The following is a 16,101-nucleotide window of genomic DNA, read 5'->3' as shown; positions in this document are numbered from 1 at the left end:
TGGCATGGTTCGTCTCTCATGACCTCAACTTCTCGAACCGCCCGGTGCGGACCCGCATGCCGGGTGGTGTGGGAGGGGTCCGGTCAACTATGATCGGCCCCTATCCCGATTGAAAGCGGATCGAAGTCGATTTCAGCCGCAGCTGCCCGATGGTTTGCAACCAAAGCCCCAGCCTATAACTACAGCCGCTTGTCGAGGAGAGAGTCATGCACAACACGCGTATCGTCACCGCATCTGTCGCGGCGTTTATTGCCGCGAGCATTTCCACTCATGTGCTCGCCCAGAGCTATCCGACCAAGCCGATCCGGCTGATTGCGCCCTATCCGCCCGGCGGCGGCGTCGATGCCACCGCGCGCATCGTCGGGCAGGCGCTCTCGGACGCGCTCGGGCAGCAGGTGGTGATCGATAACCGCGGCGGCGCGAGCGGGCGCATCGGCACGGAGATCGCGGCCAAGACGCCGCCGGACGGCTACACCCTTCTGCTCGGGAGCGTCGCCCCCAATGCGATCATTCCGGGGGCTTACGCAAAGCTCGCGTACGACAGCGTGAAGGACTTCGCGCCGATCAGCCTGGTCGCAGTAACGGACTACGTGCTGACCGTGCACCCGTCGCTGCCCGTGAAGTCTGTGAAGGACCTGATCGGCCTCGCCCGCGCCCGGCCGGGACAGATCGCATTCGCATCGACGGGCAATCTGGGCGGACCACACCTCGCCGGCGAGCTCTTCAGCCAGTTGGCCAAGGTGAAGATGGTGCACGTGCCGTACAAAGGCGGCGGTGCCGCCACCACGTCGATCCTCGGCGGCGAGACCCCCCTCATATTCGGCACCGGACCGACCGTCGTGCCCCACGCGAAAGCAGGCAGGCTGCGGCTCGTAGCGACGACCGGGCCGAGGCGCTCGAAAACGCTGCCGGAGCTCCCCACCGTCGGCGAGACGCTCCCGGGCCATGAGGTCACGCAGTGGTATGGCATCCTCGCACCCGCCGGAACCCCTCCCGAGATCCTCTCGAAGCTCAACAGCGAGATCGTCAAGGCGCTCGGCAATCCCAAGGTCGTACAGCAACTCGCCAGGCTCGGCGCGGATGCCGTCACGACTACGCCGGAGCAATTCGCCGCTCACATCAAGGCGGAAATCTCGAAATGGGGAAAAGTCGTCAAGACGTCGGGCATACCGCTCGAGTGACCACGCTTCGACTCCGGGTGCGCCCTGCGCGCGGGGGTGCACCGGAGCTCATGGAGGAGCTGCAATGAAAATAACGAAAGTCGAGGTCTTTCCGATCGGCATGCCGTATGCGAAGCCCTACGAGCAGGCGACGGGCGTAACCGAAATGGCGCGGCGGGTGGTGATCAAGCTTTACACTGATGAAGGCATCGTCGGGGTCGGCGAAGCCTCGACCCTGCTGCCCAACCGCACGGGCGAGAGCGCGCAGGTGATCGCCGTCGTGATCTCGACCCTGTTTGCGCCGCTCCTGATCGACGAGAACCCGCTCGACATACAGCACGTCATGCAGAAGCTGCGCAAGGCGAGCATGGACAAGTACGGGTTCCTCTACTCCAAGACCGCAGTCGACATGGCCCTGCACGATATCGCCGGCAAGGCCTACAACGTGCCTGTCGCGGCGCTGCTCGGCGGTATCGTGCGCACGAGCATCGGCGTGTCGCGCAGCGTTCCGCTTGCCGCGCCCGGGGAAGTTGCGATCGCCGCCGAGAAGCTGGTGAAGGACGGCTACAAGATGATCACGATCAAGGCCGGGCTCGATCCCGCGATGGACCTCGAGCGCGTCAAAGCGGTGCGCGCGGCCGTAGGCGACGGGTTCCCGATCGAGGTGGACGCGAACCAGGGCTATCGCGCCGACGTGGCAGTGCGCTGGATCTCGAAGATGGAAGAGTACGACATCGAGAACATCGAGCAGCCGTGTCCATGGTGGGACATCGCCGGCATGGCTGAAGTCTCGCGCGCACTGCGCTGCACCGTCACCGCGGACGAGAGCGTGCTATGCGCGGCCGAAGCAATGAACTTCGTCCGCTATCAGGCCGCGGACGCGTTCACGATCAAGGTCGCGAAGTGCGGCGGGTTCCTGCAGTCCAAGCGAATCGCTGCCGTGGCGGATGCAGCGGGCCTGTCGTGCAACATGGGGTCGGAACACCCGGCAGGCGTGGGCACGGCTGCGATGGCGCATTTCTGGGCCTCGACACCCGAGATCATCGATTCGATCGGTTACGGCTCTCCGCTGGAGCGCTTCGCCGACGACATCGTGAAAGAGCCGATCGAGTTCAAAAACGGCGTCGTGCACTTCCCAAGCGGTGTCGGCCTGGGGGTGGAGGTGGACGATAAGAAGCTTGCCAAGCATGCAATCAAGATCACCGTCGGGTGATCAGGACGGCGCCGACATGCCCATGGAAACCCGAAAACTGTCGAAGAGCATCGGCGTAGAAGTGATCGGCATCGACCTGTCGGCGTCCATCGACGATGATTCCTTCGCCGACATTGAGCGGCGCTTCGACGAGAACACCGTCGTCCTCTTTCGCGACCAGCGCCTGACGCCGCAACAGCACATCGACTTCGCTCGGTGCTTCGGCGAGCTCGAGATCAATGTGATGAACGACTACGCGCTCGCTTCCTTCCCCGAGGTGCTCGTCATCTCCAACGTCGTGGAGAACGGCCGCCAGATCGGCCTGGCCGATGCCGGGCGTAACTGGCACACGGACATGTCCTACATGCCGCGTCCGCCACGAGGCTCGCTGCTCTACGCGCTGAAGGTGCCCGAGAAGGCAGGGCGGGTGTTGGGGGACACACTGTTCGTGAGCACGGCGGCTGCTTACGACGCACTGCCTGCGGAGACGAAGGAAAGGCTTGAAGGGCTCAAGGCAATTCACCGCTCGAGTGCGCGCATTCGCAATGCGGAGAGCCGCACTGAGCGGGCCACGGCGCGCGGGAACGCGCTCCCCGACGTCGTGCATCCGGTCGTCCGCACGCACCCGGTCACCGGCCGCAGGTCGATCTACGTGCGCGAGGGCGAATGCATCGGCATCATCGGCATGCCGGACGAGGAAGCGCTGCCCCTCATCAGGGCATTGTCGGATTTCTGCATCAGGCCCGAGCTCATGTACCGGCACGAGTGGCGCGTGGGAGACCTGCTGATGTGGGACAACTGCACGGCGCAACATCTCGCGGTAAACGACTACGAGCTGCCCCTGGAGCGCCTCATGTACAGGGTCACGGTGAATGGGACGGTGCCGTTTTGATCCGTCCGCGAGTTAAGGAGACCTGCTGTGGGTGAAGCTGTGCAATACGAAGTTCGCGGTCACGTCGCATACATCACGCTCGATCGGCCGGAAAAGAAGAACGCGCTGAATCGTGCGATGAGAAAGGAAGTTCAGGACGCATTTACGCACGTCAAGTTCAACCCGGACATCTGGATTGCAATCCTCACCGCGAACGGCGACACCTTCTGCTCAGGGAAAGACCTGTTCGAGAAAATCGCGCCGGATGCGGAAAAAGGCGACGTCATGTCGAATGACGAGCTCTATCTCTTCCTGAGGAACACCTACAAACCGTTCATCGTCGCTCTGAACGGGCCCTGTCTCGCGCAAGGCGGCGGATTCGCGCTGAACGCCGACATCATCATCATGTCGGAACGCGCGAGCATCGGATGGCCGCAGGTGAAGCGCGGCATCTCGTCCGTCAGCGGGCCGTGCTTCCTGCCGCACGCATTGCCCTGGAACATCGCGATGGGTTATCTGATGCGTGGCAAATTTATCTCGGCGGGCGAAGCTTATCGCCTCGGGCTTGCGAACGAGGTCGTGCCGCATGAGAAGCTCATGGAGACCGCCGAACGCTGGGCCGAGGAGATCCAGGAGAACGCGCCGCTCGCCGTGCACGCGATCAAAGAAGCAGGCCGGCGCGGGCTCGAAGTGCCGGTCGATACGCGCGTATACCTGGCGCGCGACGTCGCGAACCGCTTGCTAAGCAGCGAGGACTCCAAAGAAGGCGTGCTCGCGTTCCGGGAAAAACGTGCCCCGCAATGGAAAGGACGTTAGACCGATGATTCGCTCACTCCTGCTCGCGACATTCCTCACGCTCGTCGGCTCCGCGAGCGCGCTCGCGCAGAAATATCCCGACAAACCGATCCGCCTCATCGTCGGATCCGCGCCCGGCGGCGGCAATGACTTCGTCGCGCGCGCGATCAATCCAAAGCTTTCGGAAATGCTCGGGAAACAGGTCGTGATCGACAACCGCGGCGGAGCCGGCGGACTGCTCGCGACCGAAATGGTCGCGCATGCGCCTGCCGACGGCTATACGCTCCTGCAGATGTTCAGCAACTTCGCGATCTTGCCGAGCCTTCACGATAAGCTCAACTTCGACGTGAACAAGGATTTCACCCCCATCGTAAATATCGCAGCCACGCCTCTTATGCTCGTCGTGAATCCCGGCGTCCCCGCCAAATCGGTTCCCGAGCTGATCACGTTCGCACGCGCGCAGAAGGGCGCGCTCAATTTCGCAGCGCCTGGCGTAGGCTCCCTCGGCCACCTTGCCGGAGAGCTCTTCAAGTCGATGGCGAAAGTGGACATGGCACACGTTGCGTACAAAGGCGGCGGCCCCGCGATTGCGGCCGTGATCAGCAATGAAGTGCAGCTCTACTTCTCGACGCTGCCCGCAGCATTGGCGCAGGTGAGGGCAGGCCGTCTGCGGGCGCTGGGCGTAACGAGCTCGAAACGCCCTTCCGCCGCGCCCGATGTCCCGACGATTTCAGAGCAGGGTTTGAAGGACTTCGAAGTGGTCGGCTGGTTCGGCATGCTCGCACCGGCGCGCACACCGCCTGCTGTGGTCAATCTGCTGAACAAAACGATCGATCAGGTGATCGCATTGCCTGAGGTGAAAGAGCGCTTCTCGGCGGAGGGCGTCGAGGCTGCCGGCGGCACACCGGCGGAATTCGCGCGGCAGGTCAAAGAAGACATCAGGAAGTGGAACGCGGTCGCCGCTCGAGCCGGGATCAAGCCAAAGAAGCTTTGAAGACCGATCGTCAAAAGGGCGTGCGGTATTTTGAGCGAAGCCTGGATGCGCGCTTGGCGCGCTGCCGAGGCATCACAGATCAGTGCTTTGAGGCAGCTTTTCGGATATTCCACGCATGACAATGCGAGACATGGCAATAGCGGTTAGAGGTGGTGCTTGTTTGGCGTTGTTGCTGTTCAGTGCTCTGGAGGCCGGCGCGACTTCGGCGCAAACGTACCCCGCAAAGCCCATACGGCTGATCGTGCCATTCGCGGCAGGCGGATCCACGGATATCATTGCGCGGGTAGTGGGTCAGAAGATGGGGGAGGGTTTCGGGCAGCAGATCATCATCGATAATCGACCCGGTGCCGCGAGCAGCTTGGGCACCGAGCTCGGCGCCCGCGCGGCTCCCGATGGCTACACGCTGCTGATGGGCACGCCGGGTCTCACGATCAACCCGAGCCTGTACGCGGGCGTCAAATTCCATCCGGTGCGCGACTTCAGTCCCGTTATTCTCATGGCATCGGTGCCGTTGATGATTGTCGTTCATCCCTCGTTGCCCGTCAGGAGCGTGGAACAACTGGTGAGGCTGGCTAAGTCGCGCCCGGGGGATCTCAACTATGCGTCAGCGGGTTCTTCGACGCACCTTACCGCTGAATTGTTCATGCAGCGTGCCGGGATCTCCATGGTTCATGTGCCGTACAAAGGCTCGGCGCCCGCGACGAACGATTTAGTCGCCGGGCACGTGCAGGTCGCAGTCGACAACATTTTGTCGGCGTTGCCGCACGTCGAAGCGGGCAAGCTGCGTGCGCTGGCGGTGACGAGCGCGAAGCGCGCTTTGTCCGCGCCGCAGACGCCGACGCTCGCCGAGCTCGGGTTCCCCGGTTTCGACGCGAGCTCCTGGTTTGGCCTGCTTGCTCCGGCAGGCGTTTCGAAAGACATCGTCAGCCAATTGAACGCGAGCGCCCAGAAAGCATTGCAGAGCAATGACGTGCGCGAGAAACTGGTGAACATAGGCGCCGCTGTCGTGGGCAGCACACCGGAGCAGTTCGGGACCTTTATTGCGGGCGAGCACGAGCGCTGGGCCAAACTGATCAAAGAACGCAAGATCAAGACAAATTAGGCGCCGATATCCATGAACCTGCCCGTGCCGGCGCTGAACGCCGATTCGAAACCATTCTGGGAAGCCGCTCGCGCGAGCCGCCTGCTGATCAAGCAGTGCGATGCCTGCATGCGCCCGTTCTTTCCGCCGCGTCACCTGTGCCCGTTCTGCTGGTCCGACAAGACCTTATGGATCGAAAGCCGCGGCACGGGCACGATTTACAGCTATACCGTCATACACCGTGCGCCGGCGCCCGAGTTCTCCGGCCGCGGGCCGTATGTCGTCGCGCTGGTCGACCTCGCGGAAGGGCCGCGCGTGATGGCGAACATCGTCGGTGCAGGCGCTCTGGAGGCTGCCGTCGGCGATCGCGTAAAGCTGTGTTTCGAAGAGCGCGGCGAAGGCTGGAAAGTGCCGCAGTTCGAGCGCAGCGCATCGTGATGCGCGCGAAAAGCAAAGGTTAACCGCTTGGAATTCTCGCTTCGCAACCGCACGGCAATCGTCGGCATCGGGGAATCGGATATCGGCAAGGTGCCGCATCTGTCCGGCCTCGGACTGACGGCGCAGGCCGCCAAGCGTGCTCTGGACGACGCGGGGCTCGCCGTGTCCGACATCGACGGCCTGCTGACGGCCTATTCGCTGACAGAGCCGTTCTTCATGCTCGGAACCGTGCTCTGCGAGTACCTGGGCCTCAAGCCGCGCTTCTGCAGCTCGCTGGTGGCGGGCGGCGCGACCCCGGCAATCCTGCTTGGCCATGCCGCGGCGGCGATCGCCGCGGGACAGGCGAGCTGCGTGCTCGTATGCACGGGCGAAAACCGCGCCACGGGCATGTCGCGCGACACGGCGGTCTCGTCGCTCGCGGCGGCGGTCGGCCATCCTTACTTCGAGTATCCGTACGGCAACTCGATTCCCGGCTGCTATGCGATGATCGCCCGCCGCTACATGCACGAGTACGGGATCACGCGCGAACAGCTCGCGCACGTTCCGGTGGTTACGCGGCAGCACGCCGCGATGCACCCGAATTCCCACATGAAAGCGCCGATCACCATCGAGGACGTGATCGCATCCAAGCCGATCGCGTCGCCTTTGAATCTGCTCGACTGCTGCCTCATCTCCGACGCGGCGGGCGCATTCATCGTGACCTCCGCGGATCGCGCACGGCATATTGCCGACCGGCCGGTGTATCTGCTCGGCGTCGGGGAGTGTCACACGCACGAGTACATCGTGTGCGCCGAGACGCTGGTGCACTTCGGCGTGATGGAATCGGGGCAGGGCGCGTATCGGATGGCCGGACTGGGTCCGGACGACATGGACCTTGCCCAGCTCTACGACTGCTTTTCCATCGTGCCGATACTGGAGCTCGAAGAGCTTGGGTTCTGTGCCCCGGGCGAAGGGGGCAGCTTCTATGCGGCAGGACATGCGGCGATCGGCGCGCGGCTGCCCGTCAACACGCACGGCGGGATGCTCTCTCACGCGCACGCCGGAGCGACGGGCGGAATGCTGGGCATCATCGAGGCGGTGGCTCAACTGATAGGCGAGTGCGGCGAGCGGCAGGTGCGCGACGCTCACACGGCCCTCGTTCACAACGAAGGCGGCGTGCTGTCATCGAACTGCACGGTCATACTGGCCGACCAGCCGCGATAGACGAAGGAGCCAGAAAAATGGAGACCACCAGCCGGCGCGGCCTGTTTTTCGAGGATTTCGAAATCGGGCGCGAGCTCGAGACACCGTCGCGCACCGTGACGTCGACCGACATCGTCAACTTCGCGTGCCTGTCCGGAGATTTCAACGAGGTGCACGCGAACTGGGAGTATTGCAAGACGACGCCATTCGGTGAGCCGATCGCGCACGGGCCGCTCGTCTATGCGATCGCGGGGGGGCTGCAGTACGCGAGCGGCATCAACGACGGCACGCTGCTCGCGCTGCTGCAGGTCGACAAGTGGCGCATGCTCGCGCCGGTGAAGCACGGCGATACGATACACATGGTGTCCACGGTGATAGACAAGAAGGCAACGAGCAAGCCCGATCGCGGCGTCATCAAGTTCCAGCGCAGAATGCTCAATCAGAACGGCGTGGTCGTGCAGGAGATGGAGGCATCGATCATGTACCGGCGGCGGCCTTCCGCAAACTAACTGACGAGCGCCCCCGGCGGCGCGGGAAGAGGATATGTTTAAAAAACTGAAACTGGCCTTGCTCGTGATGCTGCCCGCGGCGAGCGCGGCGGAAGCGGCGCTCGCCCAGGATTATCCGACCAAGCCGATCCGCATGGTCGTGGCGGTCGCGCCGGCCGGCCCCACCGACATACTCGCTCGAATGATCGGGCAGAAGCTGACCGATTCATGGGGCCAGCCTGTGATCATCGACAATCGTCCGGGCGGCGGACAGGTCATCGGAACGGACATCGTGGCTAAATCCCAGCCGGATGGCTACACGCTGCTGATGAGCACGAACACGTTTGCAGTGAACCCCGCGTTGTTCAAGAGACTGCCTTACGATCCGCAGCGGGATTTCACGCCCATCACACTGGTTGCAGAAGTGCCGTTGATTCTGGCGATTCATCCGTCGGTACCGGCGAGCACAGTCAAAGAGTTGATTGCGGTCGCGAAGGCACGTCCGGGTCAACTCAATTACGGATCGAGCGGCACGAGTTCATCGCTGCGGCTCGCCGCGGAGCTGATGCAGTCCATGGTCGACATTCAGATGGTTCACGTGCCGTACAAGGGCACAGGCCCGGCAACCACTGCGCTCGTCGGTGGGCATGTGCAACTCATGTTTACGAATCCCATGGTTGCTCTGTCGCAGGTGAAGGCAGGGAAGTTGCGTGCACTCGCCATCACCAGTGCCCGGCGCTCGGACAAGATTCCAGAGCTGCCGACCATGAGCGAAGCCGGTTTGCCCGGGTACACCGCCGGTTCGTGGTTCGGCTTGATGGCGCCCGCCAAGACATCGCCCGCGACCGTGGACAAGCTGCACGGGGAAGTGGTGCGTATTCTACGAATGCCAAACGTGCAGGAGCTGATGGCAGGTTCCGGCGCGAATGCAATCGGCAACACGCCTCAGGAGTTCTCCAGTTACATCAGGGCCGATATGGCGAAGTGGGCGAAAGTCATACGCGCGAGCGGTATCACGGCTGATTGACTGTGGAAGAACCGCATGAATTCCTCTTCCGCGGCGAGACGGTGAAGACCGAGATGCGCACCTGGGGCGGGCATCGGGAAGTGGCGCCATAATGCTGGAAAACGGACCGCTCACCGGTTGCAAGGTGCTCGAGCTGGGCTCGACCATCGCCGGGCCGTTTTGCGCGCGCGTGCTCGCCGATTTCGGCGCCGAAGTCATCAAGGTCGAGCCGCCCGAGGGCGACACGCTGCGCTCGCTCGGCCATCGTCATAATGGGAAATCGCTGTACGCGGCGACGCTGCTGCGTAACAAATCGCTGGTCGCGATCGACCTGCGGGGAAAGCGCGGCCGTGAAATCGTCCGGAGCCTCGCGAGCAAGTGCGACATCGTCGTCGAGAACTTCAAGCCGGGAACGCTCGAGAAATGGGGCCTCGGTTACGACGACCTGCGCGCGGCGAACGACGGGCTCATCATGGTTCGCATCAGCGGCTTCGGACAGACCGGACCGTACAGCAGCCGTGCCGGTTACGGCATCATCAGCGAAGCCGTCAGCGGACTGCGCCACCTGATCGGCGATCCCGATCGGCCGCCCGCTCGCGTCGCGGTCGCACTGACCGATTACATCACCGGCCTTTACGCGGCGCTTGGTGCTGTCATGGCACTTCACGCGCGTCGCGTCACCGGCGTCGGGCAGTGCATCGATGCCGCGCTCAACGAGTGCGCATTCAGCTTTCTGGAGTCACACGTGCCGGCGTACGAAAAGCTGGGCATCGTCGCAAAACGCGCGGGATCGCGGCTGGCGAATAGCGCTCCCAACAACCTGTACCAGACGAAAGACGGTCAGCACGTGCACATCACGGCCATAGCCGATCCCGTATTCAAGCGCATGTCGAGCGTGATGGGCCGGGAGGATCTGCCGGCCGATGCGCGCTTCGCGACGGCCGTGGCTCGCGGCGCCAATATCGACGCGCTCGACTCAATCGTTGCGCAGTGGACGCAAAGCCTTGAAGCACCGGAGATCGAGCGGAGACTCACCGCTGCGGAGGTGCCCGCCACGCGCATATTCACCATGGCCGATATTTTCAAAGACCCGCATTACCTCGCGCGCGGCATGCTGGTCGAAGTGCCCGACGATGAGCTGGGAACCGTCACGCTCGCCGCGCCCGTACCGGTGCTTTCCGGCACGCCGGGCAGGATCCGTCGCAGCGGGGGCAAGATCGGGCGCGACACGGCGCGCGTACTTAAGGACGTGCTGGGCATGGCGCGCGACGAGATCGAAGCCCTCGAGCTTGCCGGCATCGTGAGCGTCAGTGCGTCGGCGCAAGCAACGCAGAGGAAGCGATGACCTGGAAAGCCGAAGCTGATGAAATCGCGCAGCGCCGCCGCTGGGCGCTGGAGCACGGTGGTGCGGATGCGGTGCGCGCGTACCGCGAGCAGGGCTGGCTCACGATACGCGAACGCATCGACGCGCTGGTCGATGAGGGCTCGTTTCAGGAAATTGGTCAGCTCGCCGGTACGGCGAGTTACGAAGGCGGCAAAGTCGCCAAAGTCGTTCCTGCGCCCTATGTGATGGGGCTGGCGAAAATCGCAGGACGTGCGACTGCAGTTGGTGGCGAAGACTTCTCCGTGCGCGGGGGTGTCAATTGGGGCGCCCGCTCGAAAGGCGGACAAGGCGGCTTTTCGGGCGATCTCGCTTACGAATACTGCATTCCGCTCGTGAATCTCTGTCATGGCGCCGGCGGGAGCGTGGGCTCGACGCGGCAGCGCGGACACGCCGTGTTTCCTGGCGCACGGCTCTCGCCGCATTACGTCGACCTGCTGGGTCGGGTGCCTGTCGTGAGCGGTGTCATGGGAACGACCGCCGGCGGGCCGGCGGGCCGCGCGATACTTTCCCATTTCTCGGTCATGGTGCGGGGGAAAAGCCAGGTATTCGCCTCCGGGCCGCCAATGGTGGAGCGCGCGCTGGGGATAAAGATCGGGAAAGAAGAACTCGGCGGTGCGGACGTTACTGCTAGTATTGCGGGAACGATCGACAACGTTGCTGACAGCGAAGCCGACTGCCTCGCGATGGTGAAGCGTTTTCTGAGTTTCATGCCTCAAAACGTGTGGGAGCTTCCTCCGGTTACTGCATGCGACGACCCGCCCGATCGCATGGAAGAGGCGCTGCTTTCGATTCTCCCGCGAAACCGCCGCGCACCGTACGATATGCGAAAACTGATTGGTCTGGTGACCGATCGTGGGTCTTTATTCGAGATTCAGCCGCTTTTCGGTCGCGCACTGATTACGTCGCTGGCACGAATGAACGGACGCCCTGTCGGCATCGTCGCGAATAATCCCATGGTGAATGGCGGTGCGCTCGATGCTAAGGCCGCGCGCAAACAGACGCATTTCATCGACGTCTGCGACACGTTTCACATCCCTCTGATTTTCTTTGTCGATCTCCCGGGCTTCATGATCGGCCCCCAGGCCGAAGAGGGCGCGACGTTGCGCGAGGGTATGAGGAGCCTGCACGCGCGCATGCAGGCGAGCGTGCCGATGATGAGCGTGGTAATCCGCAAGTGCTATGGCTTCGCGGGATTTGCCGCGCGCGACAGCCTCGGCCTCGATTTCAAGATCGCCTGGCCATCGGCCGAGATCGGCTCACTACCGGTCGAAGGCGGCGTGACCGTCGCGTATCGGCGCGAGATCGCGAATGCGGACGATCCCGGCCGCAGGCAGGCCGAGCTCGAAGACGAAATACGCACACTGGCATCGCCATTTCGAATGGCTGAGGCGTTCGCACTCGAGGATGTCATCGATCCGCGAGAGACGCGGCGCTATCTCTGCCGCTTCGTAGACGCCATGGAGGCGCGCCTGCGCATGAATCTCGGCGTCAAGGCGCGCCCGGGCGTGAGGCCATGAGCTGCGGGCTCGAACCTGCAGCAGAAAATCTCCGTGCCGCGGCAGTGCTGCCGCGATGATCATTTGATTCGAACTTTTCAGGGAGCGCTACCCATGCGCGGTAAATACGCACATGAACTGCAGAGCGGTGACGAGTACGAGCCGCTCGAATTCGTCGTCACGCCCGATCTCAACCAGCAGTTTCTGTACGCGGTGGAGGATTTCAATCCGCTCTACATCGAAGGTATCGGCGGCAAACCGCCGATCGTGCATCCGGTCCTGCTCATGCACATGAGCCCGCGCACGCGCAGTCGGTCGTACCGGCAGGCGCCAGGGATGGGCTCCGCGTTTGCGCGCGACCGCAGCACGTATCTCAATCCCGCTTATGTGGGGACGAAGCTGCGCGTGACCTGGAAGGTGGCGAAAACGTACGAGCAACGCGGCAAGATCTACCAGGATTACGTGGCGCTGGTGCAGGACGAAAACGGTAATGACGTACTGCGGCGCGAACTGTCGTCCACGTTCTTCACGCTGGGCAAGGTGAAGACGTATGCGCTGGGAGAGTCGAAATGAGCGTCCCGATACTCGAAGCGAAAGTCGGCGGGCTGTACGCAGGCAAGGCCAGAAAGCTCACTTGGGCTCGCGCGCTCGCGCTGTCGGGCGGTCCAATCGAGTCGCCGGACTGGCCGGAAAAGAACCTGCACACCGATCTCAAGGCCGCCAACGATGCTGGCCTTTCTGCGGTCGTCGTCTCCGGCACCCAGTGGGAGGGTTATCTCGTCGGACTGCTCGTCGAGATGTTCGGCATCGCGTGGTTCGCGGGCGGGCAGCTCGACATCAAGATTCCGCGCAGCGTAAAAATCGACGAAACCGTGCAGCCAAAAGCGCGTGTGGAGGCGCGCGAGCAGGACGGAGGGCGTGTTCGAATCGCGCTCAGCGTCTGGTGCGAGAACCAGGACGGGGAACAGGTGCTCGTGGGGGCCGCGTCGTGCGCCGTTCCTGCGCAGGCCGGCAAGTAGAAGCATGCAATGCTGCGTCTGACCGAGAACCTCGCGAAACAGTGGCTGCGCGACAGCGGCCTGGCGGTGCCGGAAGGGTCATGCTGCGGCTTCCCGCGAGGAAGCACGCACTGCCGCAGAGTTGATGAAGGGCGGTGCGGTGTTAAAAGCGCTCGTGCCGACAGGACGCCGAGGTAAGGCCGGCGCCGTGCTGATGGCCGATGATGCCGAACGGGCCGCCGCCGCGGCTGCGAAGCTTCTGGGCACCACCGTCAATGGACACCTCGTGCGCAGCGTTTATGTCGAAGAGCGCGTCGCGATCGCAGACGAGTACTACTTGAGCTTCGTATTGAGCGGCGCCAGGTCCGAGGTGCTCGTCAGCCGCAGCGGGGGCGTCGATATCGAGGAAGTCTCGCGCACGACGCCGGAGAAGCTCGTCCGATTGCGCATCGATCCGCTGAACGGTCTCGACACCTGGATCGCAACCGACCTGTGGTACGACGCCGGACTGCGCGGCACAAGCCTGCCGCGCATTGCAGCTTTGACGACAAAGCTGTACGACGCCTTCTGTCGGGCCGACGCCTTGCTGCTCGAAGTGAATCCGCTCGCAATCGATGCAGCCGGGCATAGCGCACGTCGTCGGCGCGATGATGGCAATCGATCCCGACGCCCTGTATAGGCATCCCGAGTGGCGAGGCGGCAACGAACCGCTCCCTGAGAATCCGCGCGAACGCGCCGTGACGCTTGCGAACAGAGAATATCCCGGCGGCGAGTGCCAGTACGTCGAGCTCGAAGGCGACATCGGTCTGCTCGTCGGCGGCGGGGGCGCCGGCCTGTACCAGCACGATCTCATGCTCGAAGCGGGCGGGCGGCCTGCGAACCATTGCGTCACGCCACCGACGGGCTCCGACAATCGCAAGCTGAAAGCGGTGCTCTCGGCGATACTCGACAACCCGAAGCTGCGCGGTCTTCTGGTCGGTTTCAACTTCGCGCAGATGGCGCGCACCGACATACGGGTGCGCACGCTCATCGAGCTGCTCGACGAAAAGAAAATCGATACCGCGCGGTTGCCGATCGTCATCCGATTGTTCGGCGCGGGCGAGCCCGAATCGCGAGCGATGGTGGCGGGCCGCAAGAACATCCATTACGTTGCGCGCGGCACGACGCTGAAAGAGGCGGTGCGCTTGATCGTGCAGCTCACCGCGAAAAGCGCCGGACCGCTATCATGAGCATACTCGTCGATGGGAATACGAGGGTCGTCGTGCAGGGCATCACGGGCGGACAGGCGCGCTTCGATACCGAATGGTGAATCAAGTACGGCACGCGCATCGTCGCGGGCGTGACGCCCGGGCGCGGCGGCGAGACTGTGCACGGCGTGCCGGTTTACGATACCGTGCGGCGCGCCGCTGCGGAGCACGACATCAACACGTCGGTCATTTGCGTTCCAGCGCCCGCAGTGAAATCGGCCGTGATGGAAGCGATCGATGCAGGCATCCGGCTGATACTCGTCACGGCTGAATACGTGCCCCAGCACGATGTCGTGCGCATCACCGCCGCTGCGCGCAAAGCCGGCGTACGGCTGGTGGGATGCAATACGAATGGGCTCATATCGCCGGGAAAAAGCAAGCTCGCCGGTGTGGGTGGAATCGATCCCTGCGAAATTTATGCCGCCGGCGATATTGGCGTCCTCTCGCGCTCGGGCGGGATGACTGCCGAAATCAGTCTCACCTTGAAGGCTGCGGGTTACGGCATTTCGACTTCGATCGCAATGGGTGGCGACGCGGTCACCGGCATGACGATGGCCGAGTACGTGAAGCTCTTCCAGCAGGACCCCGACACTCGCGCGATCGTTATCTTCGGCGAGCCGGGGACCGATAACGAGCAGGAAGTCGCGGCCCTGCTAACCTCCCGTGCCGTCACCAAGCCCATCGTCGCGCTCATTGCAGGCGCGTTTCAGGAGCGCTATCCCACCGGAATGAGCTTCGGTCACGCCGCGGCGATGATCACCACCGGCAACGAGAGCGCGAGCGCGAAGCGAGCCGTCCTGGCAGCCGCCGGCGCCCACATCGCGGACGCACTGGAAGACATACCGACACTGTTGCAGCGGGCTCTGCGTTGATTCAAGGCCGCGTTGCAACGACAACTAGACAGGAGGCGGACGTGAAGTTACGGCAGCACTTCGGGCTACAACTGATCCTGGCCATGACCTGCACGGTCTTTGGCCCGCTTGCGCTTCACGCTGCCGAGAGTTACCCGACGCGCCCCGTGCGTATGGTCGTCCCCTACGCGCCCGGCGGCAACACGGACGTACTCGCGCGATTGATCGCTCAGCGCCTGACGCAGAACCTCGGGCAACAAGTCGTCGTCGACAACAGGCCTGGTGGCAACACGCTGATCGGTACCGAGCTCGTGGCTCGCGCCCCCGCGGACGGTCACACGATCATGCTCACCACGCTTACGTTTACCGTGGTTCCCAGCCTCTACCGCAAGCTGCCGTTCGACGCGGTAAAGGACTTCACGCCGATCACGCTCGCCGTGACCCTACCGAACGTCCTTGTGACACATCCGGCCATACCGGCGCGCTCGCTGAAAGAGCTCATCAACTACGCAAAAGCCAATCCGGGCAAGTTGAGCTATGCCTCGACGGGCAGCGGGACTTCACCGCACCTCTCGATGGATATCACTTCAGGGAAACTGCGTGCGCTCGCGGTCACCAGCGGAAAGCGTGCAGCGGCAGCGCCGACGATTCCGACGGTCGGTGAAACGCTTCCCGGCTACGAGATGGACCCCTGGTTCGGCGTACTGGGGCCTGCCGGAATGACGCCGGCCGTGGTCAAGCGCCTGCACGGCGAGATCGCCCGCATCCTGCTCGCGCCCGAAATGAAGGATCATCTGAACAGTCTTGGCGCCGAGCCGGCCGCCACGACGCCGAATCAGTTCGCGGCGCACATCAAGGCAGAAACGGCGCGGTACTCGCAGATCATCAAGGCCGCTGGGATCAAGGTCGAGTGAAGTT

The 16,101-nt window shown here is 63.3% G+C and carries 18 protein-coding genes; all 18 read left to right on the top strand.

The features are described 5' to 3' along the window. The first annotated feature begins 206 nt into the window (after positions 1 to 206). The 18 genes from GEV05_13195 (at position 207) to GEV05_13110 (ending at position 16,097) form a co-directional block, all read left to right on the top strand. Positions 207 to 1,181: a tripartite tricarboxylate transporter substrate binding protein gene (locus GEV05_13195; protein ID MPZ44336.1), complete on the top strand. Its 975-nt coding sequence runs from the start codon at positions 207 to 209 to the stop codon at positions 1,179 to 1,181. Beyond that, the gene (locus GEV05_13190) at positions 1,081 to 2,373 is read left to right on the top strand and encodes a hypothetical protein (GenBank protein MPZ44335.1); all 1,293 of its coding nucleotides are present in this window, start codon (positions 1,081 to 1,083) and stop codon (positions 2,371 to 2,373) included. Before GEV05_13195 ends, GEV05_13190 begins: the two co-directional genes overlap by 101 nt. After that, positions 2,348 to 3,244, top strand: coding sequence for a TauD/TfdA family dioxygenase (locus GEV05_13185; protein ID MPZ44334.1), 897 nt, complete (start codon positions 2,348 to 2,350; stop codon positions 3,242 to 3,244). Before GEV05_13190 ends, GEV05_13185 begins: the two co-directional genes overlap by 26 nt. 27 nt (positions 3,245 to 3,271) lie before the next feature. Then, complete coding sequence (locus GEV05_13180; GenBank protein MPZ44333.1) at positions 3,272 to 4,039, top strand: enoyl-CoA hydratase; 768 nt, start codon at positions 3,272 to 3,274, stop codon at positions 4,037 to 4,039. A gap of 4 nt (positions 4,040 to 4,043) precedes the next feature. After that, positions 4,044 to 5,012, top strand: a complete 969-nt coding sequence (locus tag GEV05_13175) for a tripartite tricarboxylate transporter substrate binding protein (GenBank protein MPZ44332.1) — start codon at positions 4,044 to 4,046, stop codon at positions 5,010 to 5,012. A gap of 130 nt (positions 5,013 to 5,142) precedes the next feature. Further along, positions 5,143 to 6,114: a tripartite tricarboxylate transporter substrate binding protein gene (locus tag GEV05_13170; GenBank protein MPZ44331.1), complete on the top strand. Its 972-nt coding sequence runs from the start codon at positions 5,143 to 5,145 to the stop codon at positions 6,112 to 6,114. A 12-nt stretch (positions 6,115 to 6,126) separates the two neighbouring features. Continuing rightward, entirely contained in the window at positions 6,127 to 6,531 is a 405-nt protein-coding gene (locus GEV05_13165) for a hypothetical protein (protein MPZ44330.1), read from the top strand. Between the two features lie 27 nt (positions 6,532 to 6,558). Then, a complete protein-coding gene (locus GEV05_13160) occupies positions 6,559 to 7,734 on the top strand; it encodes a thiolase family protein (GenBank protein MPZ44329.1) in 1,176 nt (391 codons plus the stop codon). A 17-nt stretch (positions 7,735 to 7,751) separates the two neighbouring features. Next, on the top strand, positions 7,752 to 8,222 hold the full coding sequence (locus GEV05_13155) for an acyl dehydratase (GenBank protein MPZ44328.1): 471 nt from the start codon (positions 7,752 to 7,754) through the stop codon (positions 8,220 to 8,222). 34 nt (positions 8,223 to 8,256) lie between these two features. Continuing rightward, complete coding sequence (locus tag GEV05_13150) at positions 8,257 to 9,228, top strand: tripartite tricarboxylate transporter substrate binding protein (protein MPZ44327.1); 972 nt, start codon at positions 8,257 to 8,259, stop codon at positions 9,226 to 9,228. A 91-nt stretch (positions 9,229 to 9,319) separates the two neighbouring features. After that, the gene (locus GEV05_13145; GenBank protein ID MPZ44326.1) at positions 9,320 to 10,552 is read left to right on the top strand and encodes a CoA transferase; all 1,233 of its coding nucleotides are present in this window, start codon (positions 9,320 to 9,322) and stop codon (positions 10,550 to 10,552) included. Beyond that, entirely contained in the window at positions 10,549 to 12,108 is a 1,560-nt protein-coding gene (locus GEV05_13140; protein ID MPZ44325.1) for a propionyl-CoA carboxylase, read from the top strand. Before GEV05_13145 ends, GEV05_13140 begins: the two co-directional genes overlap by 4 nt. A 93-nt stretch (positions 12,109 to 12,201) precedes the next feature. Continuing rightward, the gene (locus GEV05_13135) at positions 12,202 to 12,660 is read left to right on the top strand and encodes a hypothetical protein (GenBank protein MPZ44324.1); all 459 of its coding nucleotides are present in this window, start codon (positions 12,202 to 12,204) and stop codon (positions 12,658 to 12,660) included. Then, positions 12,657 to 13,106 carry a hypothetical protein gene (locus GEV05_13130; GenBank protein MPZ44323.1) on the top strand — a complete coding sequence of 150 codons (450 nt, stop codon included), beginning with the start codon at positions 12,657 to 12,659 and terminating at the stop codon, positions 13,104 to 13,106. Before GEV05_13135 ends, GEV05_13130 begins: the two co-directional genes overlap by 4 nt. 193 nt (positions 13,107 to 13,299) lie before the next feature. Then, on the top strand, positions 13,300 to 13,764 hold the full coding sequence (locus tag GEV05_13125) for a hypothetical protein (protein MPZ44322.1): 465 nt from the start codon (positions 13,300 to 13,302) through the stop codon (positions 13,762 to 13,764). A gap of 58 nt (positions 13,765 to 13,822) precedes the next feature. Then, complete coding sequence (locus tag GEV05_13120) at positions 13,823 to 14,314, top strand: hypothetical protein (protein ID MPZ44321.1); 492 nt, start codon at positions 13,823 to 13,825, stop codon at positions 14,312 to 14,314. Between the two features lie 110 nt (positions 14,315 to 14,424). Then, positions 14,425 to 15,204, top strand: coding sequence for a succinate--CoA ligase subunit alpha (locus GEV05_13115; GenBank protein MPZ44320.1), 780 nt, complete (start codon positions 14,425 to 14,427; stop codon positions 15,202 to 15,204). A gap of 41 nt (positions 15,205 to 15,245) precedes the next feature. Next, positions 15,246 to 16,097 carry a tripartite tricarboxylate transporter substrate binding protein gene (locus GEV05_13110; protein MPZ44319.1) on the top strand — a complete coding sequence of 284 codons (852 nt, stop codon included), beginning with the start codon at positions 15,246 to 15,248 and terminating at the stop codon, positions 16,095 to 16,097. The last annotated feature ends 4 nt before the right edge of the window (positions 16,098 to 16,101 follow it).

The sequence above is a fragment of the Betaproteobacteria bacterium genome, from assembly GCA_009377585.1.
In the GTDB taxonomy this organism is placed as follows: Bacteria; Pseudomonadota; Gammaproteobacteria; order Burkholderiales; family WYBJ01; genus WYBJ01.
Note: the sequence above shows the minus strand (reverse complement) of the source record. Positions and strands in the feature narration are given on the sequence as shown.